This window comes from Pantoea sp. 22096, assembly GCF_052045955.1.
In the GTDB taxonomy this organism is placed as follows: domain Bacteria; phylum Pseudomonadota; class Gammaproteobacteria; order Enterobacterales; family Enterobacteriaceae; genus Pantoea; species Pantoea alfalfae.
Genome location: NZ_JBQEPW010000002.1, coordinates 367,490 through 387,053 on the forward strand (window position 1 = coordinate 367,490; position 19,564 = coordinate 387,053).

Sequence of the window (19,564 nt, forward strand, 5' to 3'; positions counted from 1 at the left end):
ATCGGTGACGCTCACTTTTTGACGTCCGAAGATCGGGTTACTGAAGTGCTGGTTTTTATGAAATCTGACAACTCAGTACCTCGCGCGGCTACTACTCAGTCGTGGAAAAGCCGCGGGCGGCGGCAACGCTTCCGGGTCAGCAGGCACGTTGTTCAGCATCCGCAAAAATGACGCAGCCCAGTGATGGCTGTTGTGCATATGCAGGCCTTTCATCAGACGGGCGTGCTGACAGCGCCGTTCGTGTAACGGCATCTGCAGGGCGCGATGGACCGCACTGGCCATGGCATCAGGATCATAAGGATTGACGATGATGGCACCTTCCATCTGCCCGGCGGCACCGGCAAACTGCGACAGGATAAGTACCCCTGGATTTTTCGGGTCCTGCAGCGCGACGTACATTTTGGCCATCAGGCTCATGCCCGCCATGAGCGGCGTAACCAGCGCAACGCGTGAGGCCCGATAGATACCGGCCTGCTCTTCCCGGCTGTAAGCGTGAGTCAGATAGTTCACCGGATACCAGTTCATGGTGCCATGCACACCATTGAGTTCTCCACATTGCGCTTCCAGAGCGTGACCGAGTTGTGACGCATCATGTGCGTGTCCGGCTGCTGGCGGCGCAAGCTGCAACAGCGTGATATTTTTCTGGTAGCAATCATGCCTCCGCAGCAGCACCTCAAGCGTGCTGATTCGATAAGGTAGTCCTGAACTCTCATCAAGATGGCCGCCGCTCAGTACGCTATTTTCGGGCAGACTTTCGCGGCACTGCATTTCCATATAGGCGCAGCTGTTACTCTCACGCAGAGACTCAACATCGTCGAGGTCGATCCCGACCGGGAACACACCAACGTTGATGATCCGGCCATGAATGCGAAAGCTGTGCGCTTCCAGCCATTCCAGCCGGAATTCGCTCTCCAGCCAGACGAGGAAGTTATTCATATCCTGCACGGTCTGAAAGCCAATCAGGTCACAACACAACAGCGACTCTGTAAACCAGCGCCACTCGGGTATGGTTTCAAACATTTTGCCAGCCGGGAAAGGCTGATGCAGAAAGATGCCGACTGAATTGGGCAGGCCCTCTTCGCGGATGTAGCGGGCACAGCCCAGCAGGTGATAATCCTGAATCCAGATAACATCGTCTGGTGTGGCATTTTCACAGATGGCCCGCGCATAGGCTTTATTAATGTTTTTATATTCCTGAAAACCATTGGTGGAAAAACGGGCCATGTCCGGACGCTGGTGGAAAACAGGCCATAGCCCTTTATGAATGTAATTATGGTATCCCTCATTAAGCTCGCCCGGCGTATAGGGGAAGGTCACGGTTTCATACCGATCGTGCTGCTTCGCAACATCGGCTCTTGACGCATCCTGAGAGATAACCGTGCTTTCACCATTCCAGCTAATCCATAGGCCGCCCAGCCGGGAGAGTATCCCGTCATAAACTGCAGTAAGCGTCGAGCGTTGCGATTGATTATGAGAAACAAGGATAAGGCCTGACATGGTGTGTTCCCTGATTGAAGGCTGTGGACAGGCGATCAAGCCTGGCAGCCTGCGGCTGTTAAGCTGAGGTCGGAGGATAAACTGGAGAAAACCGCTCATGAGTGCGCGCCCTGTCCGCTTAATGCCTGCTGGCGCTTCTGGCGCAGATTGAATCATTAATCCCATCGTGCAGAGTCGTCACCCAGACGCCAGGCAGTGAGGGAAAGGCGATGAATCCGTTACGCTCAAAAAAATCCGGCACGGGTTCACCCATTGCAATAATACGGCGGCAGCCTCTGGTGCCCGGATGAGAAACACAGCAGTGCAGCAGCCAGGATCCAAGCCCGACAAAGCGATACTCCGGCGAGATAAACAGATTCCGGATTACCCAGGTTTCAGCCATGTCAGTTACAACCCGGGCAAAACCGATTTGTCGGCCATTACGATAAAGCCCGAAGCACAGGCTGTTGTTGAGGGCCAGAATCAGCGCGCGGCTGTCGGGTATCGTTGTGCCCAGCCATTGCGCAACCAGGCGATAGTTCAGCAGTGACGGATCGGTACTGGCCTCAATAGCATCCCGGAACCACTTGCGGGGCGAAATGAGGCGAAGGCGCTGCTGCTCAGCAAGATCGGCTAATGCCGCCTCGCGGCAGCCCGGTATGGACCAGGGCTTATTAATGCATTTCATTCACGGCTTTCCGATAAGAGGCGCACAAGCGCCCGGTGCCGTCAATTAAACCGGGAGGCCCGTAAAAATGGCGTAAAAAGAGGCTGGTGAAGTGTAAAAACGCTGCAAAACAACTGCCGCCATGGCATTAGCGGGCGAGTACGGCGTGAAAGTCAGCGCTGGATGGTGGTGAGCTAACCGGGAACTGGCCTGGATCTGCCTCTCTCAGCAAAAGTATTGTTCAGAGAAACCTGTTTAAACGGGCATAAACAAAAGGCGCTAAAGGCTTTCAGGCAATGGCTGCTGGCGGAAATGCGTCGGGGAACATAACTCTACTTAACCGTGATCCTTAGTTCTCTGAGCGGCCCTGAATATGCTCACGGAGAAAAGCCCTCGGTCAGAGGGCTTTAATTAGTGTGCACTCAAACCATGACGCTTACAGACGAAAGGCATTCACTGCTTCACGTAACGAATGTGCCTGGGCTGAAAGTGACTGCGATGCCGAAGAGGATTCCTCAACCAGTGCAGCATTATTCTGCGTGACGCCATCCATCTCATTGACCGCAATACTGACCTGAGAAATGCCCTGCATCTGCTCTGCTGAGGCAAGTGAGATGTTGTCCATCGCGTCGGCCAGTTTTCCGACCATAGCATTGATATCAAGGATGCTCTTGCCTGTTCCGGTTGCGACAACAACACCACTTTCAACCTGTGCTACGGCTTCTTCAATCAGATGTTTGATATCTCTGGCAGCCGTGGCGCTGCGCTGAGCAAGCGTCCTGACTTCACCGGCAACGACGGCAAAACCCCGCCCCTGTTCGCCCGCACGAGCGGCTTCTACCGCAGCGTTGAGCGCCAGAATATTGGTCTGGAAGGCGATTCCTTCGATAACGGCAGTAATATCCCGGACTTTCACTGCGCTTTTGGAAATATCATTCATCGTCTCTGACATCCGCTGCATATCGTGCTCGCCCGACCGCGCCAGGGTAGCGGTTTCGCGTGCAGAGTCCGCAGTCTGCTGCGCACCCGCTGCATTGCTTTTTACCGTGACGGTGAGCTGTTCGATACTGGCGGCAGTTTCCTGTAACGCGGCAGCCTGCTGTTCTGTACGGGAGGAAAGTTCGGTATTGCCCTGGGAAATTTCATCAGCAGCCATGGCTACCGAAGCGGAGGAGTCTTTGATATGGGAGACCAACTTGCGCAGATTATTTTGCATGCTATCCAGGGACGCCATCATGCTGACGGTATCCCCCTGACGAAGTGTCACCGTCGTTGTCAGATCCCCTGCAGCAATCGCGGCGGCCAGGCCCTGCGCATGAGAAGGTTCGCCACCCAGTTGAACCTTGAGCCAGCGGGTAATCAGGCCACTCATCACAAACCCCAAAATGACAAACAGGGTCGTCAGAAACGCCAGCGTTACATAAACACCCGAGAGCGCCTGCGTTGAGGTTTCCGCCGTTTTACCTGTAACCCGCGCCTGATAATTCACCATGCCGTCCACTGCGATACGATATTGAGTAAGCGCAGGAATCAGTTCGCTCCGAAGCTTATCCCGGAACGCAATAGCATCTGGCGTAAACACATTCTGCTCAGCCTGACGAAGCGGACCTGATGCTACTTCAATTTTATTGAGTTGCGTGGAAGCCTCTTCAACTTCAGCAAGATTAATTCCAGGAATGCTTTTAGCACCGTTGATCAGCTGCCGGAAATGCGCAGTGGTATTGTCATTCGTGGTCTGTAAGACAAAAAACTGCGTTTTAAGTTTTTCTTCTGTCTGGGGCTGAGTGCCTGCAGCCCCAGAGACTAAAAGAAGCGCCTGCTGAGTCAGGTTATCTTTTAGCGTTTGAAGTGCCTGAAGATCGCCAAGGCGCGCGCGGGTCAACGCCTGCTGTTCGCTGGCGGTATTAAGTTTAAACCCGGCAAAACCTGTTACAAAAACGCCCGCTAAGATGACAGTGAGAAATGCTGCGGTGAGCATAACGCTTAATTTTGTTTTTTTGTTGCTCATCGCTGAACACTCCGACGTCTGATTTATAAAGTTATTACCGACGTTCCGCACCTGTGGCTCGCTGGTCCCTCCCGTCTTTATCGGCAGCGAGCATGAAAATTGCAGTAAGGAAGCATGCGAGGCGCAATAATTTCTGGGGAAGAGACTATTAATAGAAGAGGGATGCCATAAGAGAGTGAGTTTTAGTAAGACTGAGCGCCAGAGATGTGAAAGATCTTTCACCTCTTTTTACGAAGTAAATTATGCAGTTTTTGCCCAAAAGGTGTATGGAAAGCGCGAGAATGGCGCTCTGGTGCGTTGTGCATTTGATTCTGTTACTTGCTTAATTATCTGGCCCTGAACTGGCAATTTTTTTCAAAAAGTCACACCCTGAAGTTTCGCAAAGGAGTCAGAAATTAATCACATGCGACCTGTCACCGCTAAAATAACGCACAACATTATCAAATGCCGTTCTGAAATAGAGCGCATAGCTGGCCTTTTCTACATATCCCAGGTGCCGCGTACACAGTACATTGGGCATCTGCAGGTAAGGATGCCGGGTGTTGTAAAGCGGTTCCTCTTCGTAAACATCCAACGCCGCAAATCCAGGCCGCCCCTGTGTCAGGGCATTGTGCAACGCGCCGTCATGAACCAGTTCAGCCCGGCTGGTATTGACGAATAACGCATCAGTTTTCATCAGCGCGAGATCGGCTGGCGTGATGTTGCCTTGCGTCGCAGCCACCAGCCGCTGGTGCACGGTTAACACATCGCGCGTGGCGAAAAATTGCTCCCGACTTTCGGGAACGGTCCATCCGTCTGCTCGTGCCTCTTCCTGCGCACGCGAACTTCCCCATACCTGCACCTGCACCTGCACCTGCATCCCAAAAACGGCAGCATAAGACGCAAGCCGTTTACCAATTTTTCCATAGCCCAGAATGCCGATGACCTGATTGTGAATCGCAGATCCGATTTCTGTCTGCCAGTGCCCTTCGGCTATTGCATTCACCGACGAGACAAATTTTCGGCGGGAAGCCATGATTAACAACCAGGTTAGCTCAGCAGGCGCAACCGGTGAGCCACTCCCTTCCACAATGGCAACACCCGCTCGCGTGCAGGCATCACTATCGACATTTCTCGTCAGCTTACCCGTCTGACTGATCAATTTAAGAGGTGGCGTGCGTCGCAGAAAGGCTTCGTCAATAACCGTCCTTTCGCGGATAAGTATCAATGCTTCAGCCGATAACAGCTATTTCTCTGCCATCGGGTCCATGCTGACATTGCCCAGAGCAGCGCAATGAAAGCTGTTATCACTATGTAGAAAATCCAGTTTTTGAGTGGCAAACTGATAATCATCTGGGATGACGATATGAATGGTCATTAAGAAACCTCATTATTTGACAGCTGTGCACACATTTAAACGTTAATGATTAAAAGCTTTATCAGTTTTACAACTTTGGGACTCATTACCTTTGCTAATATTCATTGTCAGCCTGTATCGTTATTTATCCTTTTATGACCACGAACATTACAGGTAACTTCCCCCACCTATCCTTATTCATCTGCTCTGAGCTAAGCGACCATTTTTAATGTGGGTTAATACCCACGTCGGTGTCGTGCTATTACGATATAATGAAAAGTAAGTCGAAGCCGATAACGATAGTGAATTAGTAGTCTTACTCACCAGCATAAGATATGAACACACAGCAAATGTAATAAAATATTGCCCAATTAAACAGTAAGCCAGTATTGAGATAAGCCGTCATATGAAGCTGTTTATCTTAATGATTATGCTGAAAAAAAGATTAAACCAGTATGCGATTGTCGACAGAGTTCGCTGAGTTTATAAAGCCTGAATTGCAGAAAAATTTTCGTTAACAGGCTGAAAATTATGTATTTACGGGAATGAAATGAAACCTGGTGTAGAAAATGATGAAACGCGCGAACGTTTGCAACAGCGTATTAAGCTGGGCGAGTTTCGCCCGTTTTTTCAGCCGATAGTTTCTCTGGAAGATTTGCGCGTAATGGGGTTTGAGATGCTCGCGCGGCACATATCCCCGGAGGGTATTGTTACGCCTCCTTCAGACTTCATTCCGGCTATGGAGCGAAGTGGTCTGCTCGACGAGCTGATGCTCAGCCTTATGGCACAGGGTTTCAAAGTTGCTGCCACATGGCCAGAACAGCAGTTTATATCGATGAATGTTTCTCCTTCGCAGCTTGATGGCAGGTATCTTACTGAAATTATAAGGAATACAGCCAGTGAATTTCAGCTCGATCTTGCAAGGTTGAAGATTGAGATAACTGAAACAGCCCTGTTAAATGATATCAATACCGCCCGGACAGAGATTGAAGCCCTGTCACGTATGGGTTGTAAGATTGCAATGGATGATTTTGGAACAGGCTATTCCAGCCTCGCCTGGCTGATTCAGTTACCGGTTAACACGCTTAAAATTGACAGCAGTTTTATTCGCTCCATGCTGCACAAAAAAGACAGCCGCAAAATCATTTCCAGCGTCGCCGGTCTGGGCCGAAGCCTTGATATGGATGTGATCGCGGAGGGCGTTGAAACCGAAGAACAGGCTGAAATGCTCCGGGGTATAGGTTGCCTCTATGCGCAGGGCTATTTGTTCGGGAAACCTGTCTCAGGAGCGGAAAGCTGCCGGATGCTTAATGCAGTACCAGATAAAGGATCGCTGCGGCGGGTTGCGCGCCTTTCCCTCGATCAGCGAGCGCATCAGATTTCATCCATGTATGCGATTCCCGGCACGTCTATTTGTTTTCTTAATCCGGAACTGGTGATCGTTGATGCAAGTGACACGTTTGCCGAACGGGTCGGCTGGGCTCCGCAGGATCTTATCCATAAATATATTTATGAAGTTATTCCGTCTCAGGCTGAAAAACTACTCTGGCTGCAGGAATTCCGATTGAAAGGACTTCCCTATCCCCCTTATGAGGTTGTGCTGCCTGACGGTTCGTCCGATCTGGTCATGGTGACCCGGGTGGAAGATGAGGCCAAGGATTTACTGGGCTTTTGTGTATTTGGTGTGAAAATGAGTGACCGCAAGCGCCATTAAGCTGAACGTTTTTTTCAGCGTGATGACACTCATTAACGATCAACATGGCAGATTGCGGTGTGCCTATCTCACCTGCGCTTCATGTGCCTTCAGGATTTATCTCTTCAATAAGCATCTCGCCCTGATTATGGATATTACCGACTTTGGCTGAAACAGGGTGCCAGGTGAAATCCTGCTCGGGTAAGGCGGCCTCATGTGCAATGTCCTGTGCCCGACCGGGTGTGGTTTCAGCACCGAGCCATTCGCGTACCGCGTCCGCCCGTAAAACCAGTGGACGGCGGTCATGAATATCGACCATGCCTTTGTTGCTCGCCGCTGTGACGATAACAAATCCCTCATGTCCATGGTCTTTACCGTAAGGCGCCCTGCCGATCGCGGCGAAAAACAGCGGTTCCTTCGCTTTGTGGTGGATAAAATATGGCTGTTTCCTGTCACCCTCACGCTTCCACTCGTACCAGCCATCGGCAGGTACAATGGCTCGTCCCTGCTCCCATAACGGCTTAAACATACGGCCGGTTGGGGCTGTTTCACTCCGGGCATTGATTAGCGGCTGCTTATTCCACCACTCAGGATCGTAGCCCCAGTAAACCGGGTCCAGGTGAAGTTCATCATCCCGCTCATTGAGCAGCAGCACGTTGGTGCCTGGCGCAACATTGAAACGCCCTATAGGTTCCGGATCATAAATGATTTCATCGGGCTTCAGTCCCAGAGAGTCAAAGTAATCGTCTCTGCTACTGTACTGCGCAAACCGTCCACACATAGGTACCTCCTGGCATAAGGATAGACCGGTGTTGATTAAGTCATGATCAAAATATCAACTTTCTGGCTGAAGATATCGCGCCAGCTGTCGAGAATATAGTAAAGGGAATGCAGAGAACGGAATAACCTGAGCGGATCCGTGTTCACCTTTTCTGATGGCAAGCCAGGTTAAGCAAACTTGCCTCTCTGCCCCGGACATAATTATTGATTGCTGACCCTGCCGACAGAAGAAGGGCGCTGAATCGATGTTACCCGGCGACTGCACTGTACAGCACATCATTAAAGCGCTGTGTGATTTCAGCTCTTAGTCACAGCGTGATATTTAACCATCAGGAAAATAACAAATGAGCCTCGTTTATATACCTGCTCTCATTCCACTCTTATTAAAAAAAGAGAATGAGAAAGGAAGCCCGCTTACAGAAGAGGAAGTCATCAGTGTCAGGGATAGCGCCACCTGTATCGAAGTGGCAAGCGATATTGCTTTTACAATGGCAGAATGCCGCGGATATTTTGATATCAACCCTGAAAAATGCTGGGATGAATGGCGAGTGTTAAGGAAGAAGGGTTTAGATTCTACTGGCGACAAATGATAACTGCATCGCGGTAAACCTCTGCACCTCACGTTTTACGGGTCCGCATCTGATCGCAGTACTTCAGAGATCGACATAGTGATAGCATCAGTTCTGGCTGGCCGACGGCTTACTGCATATCGATCTGATATTCAACGCTTTCGATAGTCGTATAGGCTTACTGCGGGGCGAAATGTATCGGAAATTCGTCTTTCAGAAAGGCGAGTCTCATTGGAAAAGTCTGAGCCTCTACAGCTTGTTTAATTGATTCAATAGCAGCCGTACACAGAGCGGGATCTCCGGCCTGAACGTCGATGCTTACCGGAGGCTCGCCTGCCGGCTGCCTGATCCTTACATCACATGTTTTACCGCGATAAGAATCTGCATCAAAAAAACGATATTGTATGGCTGTTACAGCCTGGCAGAGCCAGAGCTGCGTTTCACGCTCCTGAATATGCTGTGGTGTCTGAGCTTCGCACTGACTTTTAATCTCTGACGCATCTGGAGTCTTGATTCCCTGCTGTCGGATGTGATTTGTACTCATGTGGCATCCGGAAACTGCTAATACCGCAGTCAACGCAATTATTTTTTTCATCATTACATCCCTGTTGTTTGATCAAATTTTGTCCCATCAAGGCTAAAGACTTTATATCCACAACCGGCTGATAAAAATGCTGATTTCATCTAATCAGTCATCTGCGAACCTTCAAGAAAAGACAAAGTTTGTCGAGCGCCTGCACTGCGGTTACCCAATCAAACGCATCTCTGTATAAACAGTAAATTTTTCTATCCTAAAATCAAATAAGCGGTCGTAGTTAAAAACGTTGTACCACATTTCCTGCGAGCGAGAATCTTCCACTCTTTTCAAACCACTGCGTTAGCGTTACTATATACGAAACATATACGTTTCATATAAGGCTCATATGGGTATCGTAAAGATCTCCGACCTGATGCATGAAAATTTGCGCATCGCCAGTCAGGCGATGAGCCGTTCGATCAATGCACAGGCAGAACACTGGCTCAAACTCGGTATGCTGGCTGAACTCTATCCTCAGCAGACCCAACACCAGCTGGCACAGATGCTGGTCCGGCTTGAACTGGACGGCGGCGCTGATATCCGCACTATGCTCCAAAAAGAGCGCCTCACCACACAAGGAGACGTGTTATGAACACCGTTAAAATTCATACCGCCGCAGAGATTGAGATGGCGCGGGCAGCCGGACAGGCTGCGGCTCAGGTACTGGCGATGATTACACCGCACGTTCGACCCGGCATTACCACCGAAGAGCTGGATGCTATCTGTCACGACTTCATTGTGAATGAACTGAAGGTGACACCCGCGAACATCGGCTACCACGGCTATACCCGAACGACCTGCACGTCGGTCAATCACGTGGTGTGCCACGGTATACCAGCGAGCAAAAAGCTTAAGAATGGCGATATCGTTAATATCGATGTGGCGGTTATTAAAGATGGCTGGTATGGCGATACCAGCCGGATGTATTTTGTCGGCACGCCGTCAGTACGTGCAAAACGTCTGGTAGAGATTACCTATCAATCGATGGTTGCGGGGATCAAAACGGTCCGTCCAGGCGCGACACTGGGTGATGTAGGTGCGGCAATCCAGCGTGTTGCAGAAGCTGCCGGTTTCTCTGTAGTGCGAGAATATTGCGGTCACGGCGTGGGTGAGATTTATCACACTGATCCACAGGTGCTGCATTACGGCACGCCAGGCGAAGGGCTGCCACTGAAGGCAGGAATGATCTTTACCATTGAACCGATGATTAATGCCGGTAAAGCCGGAACCAGCGTGCTGTCAGATGGCTGGACGGTCGTTACCAGGGATCGCTCGCTCTCGGCGCAGTGGGAACATACCATCGCCGTCACTGAAGAGGGTTTCGATCTGCTGACGCCGTGGCCTGAAGGTACTGGCGACTACCCGACAATTTGATCACTCAGCCTGAGGACGCGTCCCAGGCTGACTTCTTCATTTGCTCCTGACTGCACTGAGTATGTTCAGCGAGTCTGAATGCCATATCTTCACATTGTTGCGGCCGGCGCGCTTAACCTGATAAAGCACCTCATCAGCACATCTCAGCCACTCATGAATCGATGCCGCATCATGTGCTGCTGCAATCCCAATACTCACCGAACACTGAAATGTGGATGACGCTGGCAGCCGCAACAGGGCAATCCCCTGCCTGATCTGCTCTGCCAGCAGCAGGATGCTGGTTTCATCCGCATCCCGTACGATCACACACAACTCATCACCGCCAAAGCGGGCGGGCACATCTTTCAGGCCGACGCTGTCACGCAGCAGTGCCGAAATCTCTGTCAGCAGAAAGTCACCCGCTTCATGCCCATAGGTATCATTAACCTGTTTGAAGTGGTCGACATCCAGCAGCATTAACCAGGCTTTGCCCTCGCCTCGCTGCGTGCGCAAAAACTCACTTTCAAGCCGGCGCTCAAACAGCCGACGATTAGGGATTTTCAGGCCCGGATCCATTAGCGCAATGCGTTCCAGCTCGCGGTTCTTCTGGCGCAGACTCAGCGTCAGATTATATGACACCACGCTGAGTGCCAGCAGATACAGGCTGGCCAGCGGCAGTGTCAGCCAGACGGTTCGGGTACTGAACGTCAGCACCAGCGGAGCCTTTTCCGCTGACCAGACCAGCACAAAGGCAAACAGAAAGGCCTGCAGCGCAGATTTCAGTTGAACCCAGCCGCCTGCCGAGTAACGATCGGAGATCAGCACCGCCATGATAATAATTGAGGGCAATGGACTCAGGGCCATCGCAGCAACCCAGACGCCGCCAAAAGCGGCATCCAGTGTCAGATTCTTACGCTCAAAGCCGGTAGAGTCGCGTGATCGTAACGCCATTCTGTAAGCGATATACGGCCAGATAAAGGCATTGGTACACAGAAGAGCACAAAGTGCCGTGCTTTTTCCCATCTCCATCAGAACAGACAGAATAGGCAAAAAACAGAGAACGGTGCCGAGCTGGCGCATCATGAACATACGACGCACAAATCGCATCGAGCGGTGCTTCAGTTGAACATCATCAGGAGTGTAATAATTCATAGGTGAACTGAAGCAGCGACAGGTAAGGCATTTTATCGGCATTAAGTTAAATAAGATAAACCTTTTTACAGAATGTTCTTATTGCCTGTCTGTTAAATTACCAGATCGAAATGATATTTCTTTGGAGCGAAGTTGTGGCGGAAAAATGCCGCGCGACTTGTTGCGCGCGGTAGCAGACTATCTGCGGCCTTTGACAATCGAGGCAGACCAGCTGAAATCACTGACTTCACTGGCGGTGAGTGACTCAGGTTTCTTTTTGCGAACCGGTTTTTTCTTCTCCTTTTCTGCCTTTGCTCTCTCCTTTTCCAGCTTGCTGGTCATCACCATCTGCCGGGCTTCGCTGTTGAATTCTTTCTCTTTTTTACTATCCGGTTCTTTACCGGTTCGCTGACGGTACTTTTCAGCCAGCCCTTTATAGGTTTGTTCGACGGCCAGACGTTCATCAGCATTGAACTGATCAATGGAAATCATCTTCTTATCGCTCATAGCGGCGTGTCCTGTGGCAAATTGTCCGCTCAAGTGTACCGCATCCAGGCCCCATTAACGCAGCAAATGGCAGGCTCATATTCCCTCACGTCCCTGCTATCAGGTAATTTCTCTGAAAGGCGCGCCTTAGCCCTGTTAAAAATAAGGTTGTCTCTTAATATAAAACTAATGTTCATCAGGTTTACTGGTAGTGACCACGTACTGCCGAGGAGCTGAAGGAATGATTAAAGAGACCGATCGTCTGTCACAGGCGTTATTACGGCGGCATGGGATTGGCGTTAAGCAGAAACGTATACATTTTCGTGGCAGGGATTTATTGTTTCAACTGCATAATGCCCGCTATGAAGTTTTCAATGGCGATCGCTGTATCGCGACCGTTGAAACGAATAATATCAATGACGCGATTAAGCAGTTTAAAGCGCTGGACAACCCTGCGGAGAAATAAGCATGCCAGCTTACCGTCTGTTCCAGAAAAACCAGACAGTCAGGGCCGTGAATCATGTCAGCCAGGATCAGCAGGACCGGTTAGTAGCGGAAGGCTATAAAGAAGTATGGGACGTGGTCAATGCTGATAACGCTGATGCGGCGCTTTTGCGCTATCAGCAGTTGCGTCACGATGAGGGTAACGCTGCGCAGAACTTTGCAACGGATTCGCTGTTCAGCTCTCTTCTGGGTCTGATATCCCGCTGAGTCAGCATGGGGCTGCAGGTTTACGGGCGAAGTTACTGTTAATTCATGCTGTGCTGATTAGAATAGAGAAAATTTCCCGTACACAGGTTTCTGATGAAAATCACTATTCACAAAGAAGATGAGCTGTTTATGCACAACTTCTTTGCTGCACCCTGCGATACCTTTGATACAGACTCACTTGAGGCACAACACATTCAGCAATCGCTTCAGCTGGCCATCCAGCAGAAGAATGCAGAGGCAGACAGCGACTGGAAGCGCAGCCTGACTTTTCTGCTGTTGTTTCTCTTTTTATATGCTGCGCTGGGTGCCTCGCTGACGCTGGATCTTAGCACCAGAGGCGCTGCGCATAAGAGTATCGAATATGCGCTGGAAGCCATTCCGGTGCTCATCGCCTTCTCGGGCTTCTTCATCTCCATTCTTTATCTCTTCCTCACTCGCGCCAGCGCGCGGAAGCAGCGTAACTGGGAAAAAAGTATTCTGGTGCTGGAGAAGTACGCCATCGGTAACCTGTTTAAAGCAACGCATACTCAGGGTGGCGGCACCAGCAATTACTCTGTGTCCAGTCTTTCAATTTCGCTCGCACTGTTTATCTGTGTGACCTGGCTGGTGATTTATAACTATCTGACGTTTACCACCAGCGGCGTTTTTGGCAGTGTGATTTCGCTTTTCATCAGCACGATGGTTTATGTCATTCTGGATATCCAGCTGCTCAAGCCGTTTATTCATGTAGTTGAGCAGGATGAACCCGAAAAGAGTAACGCGGATAAAAAGCAGGATTAGCTGACAGCGTCAGGTAGCAATGCAGATACCCGGTCATCGAGCCGGGTATTTTTTTGCCCGGCTTTTGCTGTCAGACTAACTGAGTATCGGGGCTGATGCAGGCACGCTGTTAAGCTTACAATTAAAAGTATGTTGTAACTATAAAACTTACTTTTTTCGTGTTCACCTCTGCCGCTGGAAAGAAAATGACCCGCTTTTACGGCGGGCCAGGCGAGTTACCAGCGGGTTTTCTGCATATCGATAACGAAACGATATTTCACATCGCTGGTCAGCATGCGTTCAAAAGCAGACTCCACCTCTTCACCGGTGATCATCTCTACGTCAGCCGTGATGTTGTGTATGCCACAGAAGTCGAGCATCTGCTGCGTCTCCTGAATGCTGCCGATCGAGGTTCCCGTAATACTCAGTCGGCGGAACACCATTGGCGTGACATTGGGTGACGGATGCGGTTGATCGGGTATCCCCACCAGCACCAGCTGACCGTTGGTTTTCAGCGTGCTGAGATAAGGATCGAGGTCATGAGGGGCAGCAACACAGTCGAGGATAATATCCAGCGACGCCTGACATCCTGCCATCTGGGCTGCGTCTCGCGAGATCACGACGTTTTTGGCACCCAGCCGACGCGCATCTGCCCCTTTCGCCGGAGAGGTCGTAAACAGGGTCACTTCTGCACCCAGCGCGCTGGCCAGCTTAACCGCCATATGGCCCAGTCCGCCCAGACCGACCACCCCTACACGATCGCCTGCTTTAACATTGAAGTGCTGTAAGGGTGACCAGACGGTCACGCCAGCGCACAGCAGTGGAGCCACCGCGTTCAGCGCCAGATTATCCGGCACTGTGACCACAAAATGCTGGTCGGCGATAACGTGCTGCGCATAGCCGCCAAACGTCGTGTTGCCGGTATATTTATCGGTGCCGTTGTAGGTCGGCGTGAAACCCGTCTCACAGTACTGCTCTTCATGCTGCTGGCAAAAGTGACACGTCCGGCAGGAATCGACCATCACGCCAACGCCAACCGTCTCTCCAACAGAGAATTTAGTGACGTTGTCACCTATTGCTACCACACGACCCACAATCTCGTGACCGGGCACCAGCGGATAACGGCTGACGCCCCATTCATTGCGCGCCATATGCAGGTCAGAGTGGCAGACGCCGCAGTAGAGAATCTCAATTTTTACATCATCAGCCTGCAGATCGCGTAACTCAACCTCACCTGTCCGGAGCGGTTGATCTGCCTGAGTAGCGACCAGCGCGTTAATTTTCATCTGTTGCCTCTTCTTACCTGATGGTCGTAAAGAAAGCGGCACACTATAGACACACGGAACCGCTTTTGATAGTAGTTACCTTTTGGTTACCATGAAATGGGATGGCGATTATGCCGGTCTGGGTTGACGGGAAACTCTGTTTTTATGCGGACTCACCGCCGCGCCGCCTGCTGGAACTGTTTTCGGTGAAGTGGAGCACAATGGTGCTGCATGCGCTTTTTCACTGGCCGGACAATCGGGCGCGCACGGGCGAACTGGAGCGTAGTCTGCAGGGCATCTCGAAGAAGATGCTGATTCAGACGCTGCGTGAACTGGAACAACGCGGCCTCGTGTCACGCCATGTCTGGCAGGTGGTGCCGCCAAAGGTGGAATACAGCCTCACCGCGCTGGGCCATACCTTCGCACAGCCGATTGAGCAGATGTATCAGTGGGGACTGGAGAATCAGGCTGCGCTGGATGAAATGGAAAATCATGCGCGCAGCCATCAGGAGAGTGGCGGATAACACGCCGTCCGTTATGCAGGTTACCGCCTCTTAGTCGAACGGGAATTCACGCGCCAGCACGCGCGCAATCACATTCAGCGCGCCTTCATCATTGTTGCTCTGCGTCTGGTAGCGTGCCACGGCGGCGACAGCGTCGGCCGCATTGGCCATTGAGAAACTGAAGCAGGCCTGGCGCAGCATCTCGATATCATTCGCGCTGTCACCAATCGCCAGCACTTCACAATCACTGATGCCCCATTTTTCCTGTAACAGCGCGATGCCGTGGGCTTTATGGCAACCGGGAATGATGAGGTCAATGAAACCAAAGCCGCTGGAAACCGGATGCATGATATTTTCCAGCTCGCCCAGACGGGCATGCAGGCGTTGCAGCAGTGCCTCTACCCCTTCATGTTCCAGCTTAAGCGAAAACTTGAAGATGGTGTCGTCAATGGCATAGAGGTCATCCCGCTTTTCCAGACGATGATAGTGGTTTGCCAGCTGGTCCATCACCTCGTCAGAGGCAGAAGAATGCATATAGGCACCCTTCCGTCCACACACCACCACCGCGATGTCCGGTTCATGTGCCAGAATATCGAGAATCTTGTGCACCTTCTCCTGCGCTAACTCACCACAGAAAATCTCTTCATTGCAGTCAGAGACCCAGGCGCCATTTTCTGCCACGAAAGCGATCTCATCTTTGATGTCGGGAAAATAGCGCTGCAGCTGGTAATACTGATTACCACTGGCCACCACAAAACGGATGCCCTTCTGCTTCAGCAGCGCATACTGACGTGAAAACCGCTGAACGTTGTACTGCTTATTATCGTCCAGAAAGGTGCCATCCATATCCACCGCAATCATCTTAACCGCCATCTCGCCTGCCCCTTTACGTTCGCCGTTCTGTCCTGTCGGCTGATTGATTTGATTCATAAAGCTTACTCGCTGTGTGGATTAATGAGAATGCAAATAGTGACTTTGCTAACGGCTTTCAGAGCGTTCCGGTTAAGAAGTTGTGTTACAACGCACGTTTTTTATCGTTAAAAGGATGTTAACCTCGACCGCAAATTACGAATGAAGGTTATTTTAATTACATTCGTAACTCAACCCCAAATTGTGAGGAGTGTGAAATGCGTAATGAATCCCGAGCAACACCTTTGCCTGATGACGTTAAGCGCGCTATCCGCGAAATAAAACAGCAGCTACGCCAGCAAATCGGTGACGTGGACGCCCTTTTCCAGCAGGTGTGCGATAACATCACTGCTGCAATTGCTGAAGCAAAAGCGGACGAGACGCGAACCGGCACTGCCTGGCCGATCGTGCCGATGCAGGACATTACAGAAGGAAAGGTTTCGGATGAAACCCGTTCACTGATTAAACGTCGCGGCTGTGTCGTGATCAGGCAGCACTTCGATCGTGACCAGGCGCTGGCGTGGGATAAGTCGATGCTCGACTATCTGGATCACAACCGTTTTGATGAGCAATACCGCGGTCCCGGTGATGACTTTTTCGGCACGCTCGCTGCCTCACGTCCCGAAATCTATCCGATTTACTGGTCACAGGCGCAGATGGAAGCACGGCAGAGTGCGGCAATGGCTGATGCGCAATCTTTTCTGAACCGGTTATGGACAGTTAACTCTCAGGGCAAACAGTGGTTTGATCCCAATGTCAGCGTCATCTATCCCGATCGCATCCGTCGCCGTTTGCCGGGCACCACGTCGAAAGGATTAGGTGCCCATACCGACTCCGGTGCGCTGGAACGCTGGTTACTGCCGGCTTATCAGCAGGTTTTCAGCAAGCTGTTTCACGGTGATTTTGCCGCTTACGATCCCTGGGATGCGGCACATCGTACCGACGTTGATGAGTATGATCTGCCTGGCACGACTAAGTGTTCTGTGTTCCGCACGTTTCAGGGCTGGACCGCACTCTCCGATATGATCCCCGGTCAGGGTCTGCTGCATGTGGTGCCGGTGCCCCAGGCGATGGCGTATATTCTGCTGCGACCGCTGCTTTCCGATGTACCTGAAGATGAACTCTGTGGCGTCGCGCCGGGTCGGGTATTACCTGTCAATGCGCAGTGGCATCCGCACCTGATCGCCGGACTCTGTTCAATCCCGGCTCTGGAGGCGGGCGATTCAGTATGGTGGCACTGTGATGTGATCCATTCTGTTGCACCGGTGGAGGCTCAGCAGGGCTGGGGCAATGTGATGTATATCCCCGCTGCGCCGATGTGCGATAAAAACCGCGCCTATGCCCGGCGGGTTGCGCAGGCACTGGAACAGGGACGTTCGCCGGATGATTTTCCGCCGGAAGATTATGAAGCCGGGTGGAAGCAACGTTTTAAGCCGGAAGCTCTGAATAGTAACGGACGTTGTTCACTGGATTTAGACTGACCCTGACCCCGCGTTGTGCACCGGCGCGGGAGATTCCCTGATACACTGCTCCTTTTATTCCTGACGAAACCCAATTATGAATCCGCGACATCACCAGATTATTCAAATGGTTAACAGCCGGGGCAGCGTAACGGTTAGTGAACTGGCGCAGCTGACCGGTGTTTCTGAAGTGACGGTGCGCCAGGATCTCACGCTGCTGGAACGCGACCGGCTGCTGCGCCGGGTGCATGGCTCCGCGCTGGCGCTGGACAGTGACAATGTCGGCACCCGCATGAATACCCGCTATGCCACTAAGCAGGCGCTGGCGCAACACGCCGCCAGCCTGGTGCAGCCGGGTGAATCGGTGTTCATCGAAGGGGGCAGTACCAATGCGCTGCTGGCACGTGCGCTGGCTGACCGTGCCGATCTCACACTGATTACCGTCAGCCACTATATCGCCCAGCTTCTGCGGGACGCCACCTGTGAAGTGATTGTGCTGGGTGGATTGCTGCAGAAAAGCAGTGAGTCGGTGGTCGGCCCGCTGACGCGTTACTCTATTCAGCAGGTCCATTTTCACAGAGCGTTTGTGGGTGTGGATGGCTGGCACCCGGAGACCGGTTTCACCGGCCGCAATATGCTGCGCTGTGATGTGGTGGATGCCGTGCTGGCGAAAGGTGCTGAAAGCTATGCCCTGACCGATTCCTCTAAATTCGGGCAGATTCGCCCTTATCCGCTCTCATCCGGTTACCAGGTCGGCCATGTGATTACCGATGAGACGCTGGATGCCGGAACCATCGCACACCTCAGGGAACAGGCCATTGAGGTGATACAAATCGCGTCAAATTAAGCGGACCAGGGGCCTTTAGTAACGGAATCGCGCAGCATCAGGCTGGCCGTAAAAGGCGCCTGACTGTGCCAGTCACCGCCATCCAGCATGGTCAGCAGGCGGTTAATCGTTTCATCGATCATCTCCGTCACCGGCAGCTTCATACTGGATAAAGACGGCGTGATATAAGGTGCCAGCGGAATATCATCGAAGCCTATCACCGATACCCGATCGGGCACCGCGATGCCACATTCGGTCAACCGCTTGATGGCACCAATCGCCATCTCATCATTACTCGCCACCAGCGCAGTAAAGGGGACGTTGCGGTCCAGCAGACAGTCCATTGCCGCCATGCCGCTTTGCGCCGTCCATTTCCCAGCCACAATACGGCGGTCGTCGGCTTCAATACCTTTAGCAGCCAGCGCAGCGCGATAGCCGGAAAGACGCTCGACGCCGGTCGGGGAATCCAGCGAACCGGTGATAAACGCGATATCGCGATGTCCCTGACTCAGCAGATGGCTCACCGCTTTCGCGCTGCTGGTATGCTGATCGCTGTAAATGCAGTAGCTCTGGTTGACGCGTAGCCGCCGGTTAATGACCAGTATCGGCTGTTTATGGCGGGAGATAATCGCATCCAGCGCGTCAATACTCAGAAAGCGCGGGTAGATAATGATGCCGTCACAGCGCAGGTCGAGCAAAAACTGAATCGCCGCTTCTTCCTGCTCAGCGGTGTGTTTACCATCTGCCAGAATCAGCTGGCGGCCCTGCTGCTCCATGATGCGTGCGGAGTGCGCCATCAACTCAGTGAAATAGCTGCCGCTATAGAGCGTATTGGTGATCACCAGTCCGATGGTCTGAGACGTTTTAGTCGCCAGGTTGCGGGCCAGCAGATTGGGACGGTAGCCGGTTTCGGCAATCGCTTTTAACACCCTTTCACGCTTCTCCTGCCCGACATAGCCATTGCCAGAAAGCACACGTGACACTGTCGCTTTTGAGACGCCTGCTCTCTCTGCCACTTCCTGAATCGTTGCCATGGTGAATTTCCCTCGCTGCGT

General features: G+C 51.8%; 20 protein-coding genes and 1 pseudogene. 10 read left to right on the forward strand and 11 right to left on the reverse strand.

Features of this window, described 5'->3' with window-relative positions:
* Positions 1–72: 72 nt before the first annotated feature.
* The 4 genes and pseudogenes from ACTJKZ_RS11945 to ACTJKZ_RS11960 all read right to left on the reverse strand — a co-directional run bounded on the left by ACTJKZ_RS11945 (position 73) and on the right by ACTJKZ_RS11960 (position 5,508).
* On the reverse strand, positions 73–1,497 hold the full coding sequence (locus tag ACTJKZ_RS11945) for an alpha,alpha-trehalose-phosphate synthase (UDP-forming) (protein ID WP_440829631.1): 1,425 nt from the start codon (positions 1,495–1,497) through the stop codon (positions 73–75).
* A gap of 118 nt (positions 1,498–1,615) precedes the next feature.
* Positions 1,616–2,164 (reverse strand): GNAT family N-acetyltransferase, encoded by a 549-nt coding sequence (locus ACTJKZ_RS11950; RefSeq protein WP_161736483.1) that lies wholly within the window; start codon positions 2,162–2,164, stop codon positions 1,616–1,618.
* 415 nt (positions 2,165–2,579) lie between these two features.
* Complete coding sequence (locus tag ACTJKZ_RS11955) at positions 2,580–4,151, reverse strand: methyl-accepting chemotaxis protein (protein WP_440829684.1); 1,572 nt, start codon at positions 4,149–4,151, stop codon at positions 2,580–2,582.
* A 388-nt stretch (positions 4,152–4,539) separates the two neighbouring features.
* Positions 4,540–5,508 (reverse strand): annotated as a pseudogene (locus ACTJKZ_RS11960) (D-2-hydroxyacid dehydrogenase family protein).
* A gap of 529 nt (positions 5,509–6,037) precedes the next feature.
* Here ACTJKZ_RS11960 and ACTJKZ_RS11965 point away from each other — a divergent pair.
* Positions 6,038–7,201 (forward strand): EAL domain-containing protein, encoded by a 1,164-nt coding sequence (locus ACTJKZ_RS11965; RefSeq protein ID WP_222925775.1) that lies wholly within the window; start codon positions 6,038–6,040, stop codon positions 7,199–7,201.
* 79 nt (positions 7,202–7,280) lie between these two features.
* On the opposite strand, the gene ACTJKZ_RS11970 is transcribed toward ACTJKZ_RS11965, so the two are convergent.
* Positions 7,281–7,961, reverse strand: coding sequence for an SOS response-associated peptidase family protein (locus tag ACTJKZ_RS11970; protein ID WP_161736697.1), 681 nt, complete (start codon positions 7,959–7,961; stop codon positions 7,281–7,283).
* A gap of 343 nt (positions 7,962–8,304) precedes the next feature.
* Here ACTJKZ_RS11970 and ACTJKZ_RS11975 point away from each other — a divergent pair, with 343 nt between their 5' ends.
* The gene (locus ACTJKZ_RS11975) at positions 8,305–8,550 is read left to right on the forward strand and encodes a hypothetical protein (protein WP_440829632.1); all 246 of its coding nucleotides are present in this window, start codon (positions 8,305–8,307) and stop codon (positions 8,548–8,550) included.
* A gap of 157 nt (positions 8,551–8,707) precedes the next feature.
* On the opposite strand, the gene ACTJKZ_RS11980 is transcribed toward ACTJKZ_RS11975, so the two are convergent.
* Positions 8,708–9,127, reverse strand: a complete 420-nt coding sequence (locus tag ACTJKZ_RS11980; RefSeq protein WP_237566769.1) for a cell envelope integrity TolA C-terminal domain-containing protein — start codon at positions 9,125–9,127, stop codon at positions 8,708–8,710.
* Between the two features lie 325 nt (positions 9,128–9,452).
* On the opposite strand from ACTJKZ_RS11980, the gene ACTJKZ_RS11985 reads away from it, so the two are divergent.
* The gene (locus tag ACTJKZ_RS11985) at positions 9,453–9,698 is read left to right on the forward strand and encodes a ParD-like family protein (RefSeq protein WP_161736699.1); all 246 of its coding nucleotides are present in this window, start codon (positions 9,453–9,455) and stop codon (positions 9,696–9,698) included.
* Complete coding sequence (gene map / locus ACTJKZ_RS11990) at positions 9,695–10,480, forward strand: type I methionyl aminopeptidase (protein WP_440829633.1); 786 nt, start codon at positions 9,695–9,697, stop codon at positions 10,478–10,480. Before ACTJKZ_RS11985 ends, map begins: the two co-directional genes overlap by 4 nt.
* 36 nt (positions 10,481–10,516) lie before the next feature.
* On the opposite strand, the gene ACTJKZ_RS11995 is transcribed toward map, so the two are convergent.
* Positions 10,517–11,611: a sensor domain-containing diguanylate cyclase gene (locus tag ACTJKZ_RS11995; protein WP_161736701.1), complete on the reverse strand. Its 1,095-nt coding sequence runs from the start codon at positions 11,609–11,611 to the stop codon at positions 10,517–10,519.
* A 177-nt stretch (positions 11,612–11,788) separates the two neighbouring features.
* Complete coding sequence (locus tag ACTJKZ_RS12000) at positions 11,789–12,097, reverse strand: hypothetical protein (RefSeq protein ID WP_161736702.1); 309 nt, start codon at positions 12,095–12,097, stop codon at positions 11,789–11,791.
* 220 nt (positions 12,098–12,317) lie between these two features.
* Here ACTJKZ_RS12000 and ACTJKZ_RS12005 point away from each other — a divergent pair, with 220 nt between their 5' ends.
* From ACTJKZ_RS12005 to ACTJKZ_RS12015, 3 genes are all read left to right on the forward strand, one after another.
* Positions 12,318–12,542: a hypothetical protein gene (locus ACTJKZ_RS12005; protein ID WP_161736703.1), complete on the forward strand. Its 225-nt coding sequence runs from the start codon at positions 12,318–12,320 to the stop codon at positions 12,540–12,542.
* A 2-nt stretch (positions 12,543–12,544) separates the two neighbouring features.
* Positions 12,545–12,787: a hypothetical protein gene (locus tag ACTJKZ_RS12010; protein WP_161736704.1), complete on the forward strand. Its 243-nt coding sequence runs from the start codon at positions 12,545–12,547 to the stop codon at positions 12,785–12,787.
* A gap of 93 nt (positions 12,788–12,880) precedes the next feature.
* Positions 12,881–13,567, forward strand: coding sequence for a RipA family octameric membrane protein (locus ACTJKZ_RS12015; protein ID WP_222925772.1), 687 nt, complete (start codon positions 12,881–12,883; stop codon positions 13,565–13,567).
* A 215-nt stretch (positions 13,568–13,782) separates the two neighbouring features.
* On the opposite strand, the gene ACTJKZ_RS12020 is transcribed toward ACTJKZ_RS12015, so the two are convergent.
* Entirely contained in the window at positions 13,783–14,832 is a 1,050-nt protein-coding gene (locus tag ACTJKZ_RS12020) for an NAD(P)-dependent alcohol dehydrogenase (RefSeq protein ID WP_285088588.1), read from the reverse strand.
* Between the two features lie 110 nt (positions 14,833–14,942).
* Here ACTJKZ_RS12020 and ACTJKZ_RS12025 point away from each other — a divergent pair, with 110 nt between their 5' ends.
* Positions 14,943–15,335: a winged helix-turn-helix transcriptional regulator gene (locus tag ACTJKZ_RS12025; protein ID WP_150037431.1), complete on the forward strand. Its 393-nt coding sequence runs from the start codon at positions 14,943–14,945 to the stop codon at positions 15,333–15,335.
* A 30-nt stretch (positions 15,336–15,365) separates the two neighbouring features.
* Here the strand turns inward: ACTJKZ_RS12025 and ACTJKZ_RS12030 are convergent, their stop codons facing one another.
* On the reverse strand, positions 15,366–16,187 hold the full coding sequence (locus ACTJKZ_RS12030) for a Cof-type HAD-IIB family hydrolase (RefSeq protein WP_222925796.1): 822 nt from the start codon (positions 16,185–16,187) through the stop codon (positions 15,366–15,368).
* A 254-nt stretch (positions 16,188–16,441) separates the two neighbouring features.
* Between ACTJKZ_RS12030 and ACTJKZ_RS12035 the strand changes: the two genes are divergently transcribed.
* Both ACTJKZ_RS12035 and ACTJKZ_RS12040 read left to right on the forward strand, forming a co-directional pair.
* On the forward strand, positions 16,442–17,704 hold the full coding sequence (locus tag ACTJKZ_RS12035; protein WP_440829634.1) for a DUF1479 domain-containing protein: 1,263 nt from the start codon (positions 16,442–16,444) through the stop codon (positions 17,702–17,704).
* A 76-nt stretch (positions 17,705–17,780) separates the two neighbouring features.
* Complete coding sequence (locus ACTJKZ_RS12040; protein ID WP_161736708.1) at positions 17,781–18,530, forward strand: DeoR/GlpR family DNA-binding transcription regulator; 750 nt, start codon at positions 17,781–17,783, stop codon at positions 18,528–18,530.
* Here the strand turns inward: ACTJKZ_RS12040 and ACTJKZ_RS12045 are convergent.
* Positions 18,527–19,543, reverse strand: coding sequence for a LacI family DNA-binding transcriptional regulator (locus tag ACTJKZ_RS12045; RefSeq protein ID WP_222925769.1), 1,017 nt, complete (start codon positions 19,541–19,543; stop codon positions 18,527–18,529). The genes ACTJKZ_RS12040 and ACTJKZ_RS12045 overlap by 4 nt on opposite strands.
* Between the last annotated feature and the right edge of the window lie 21 nt (positions 19,544–19,564).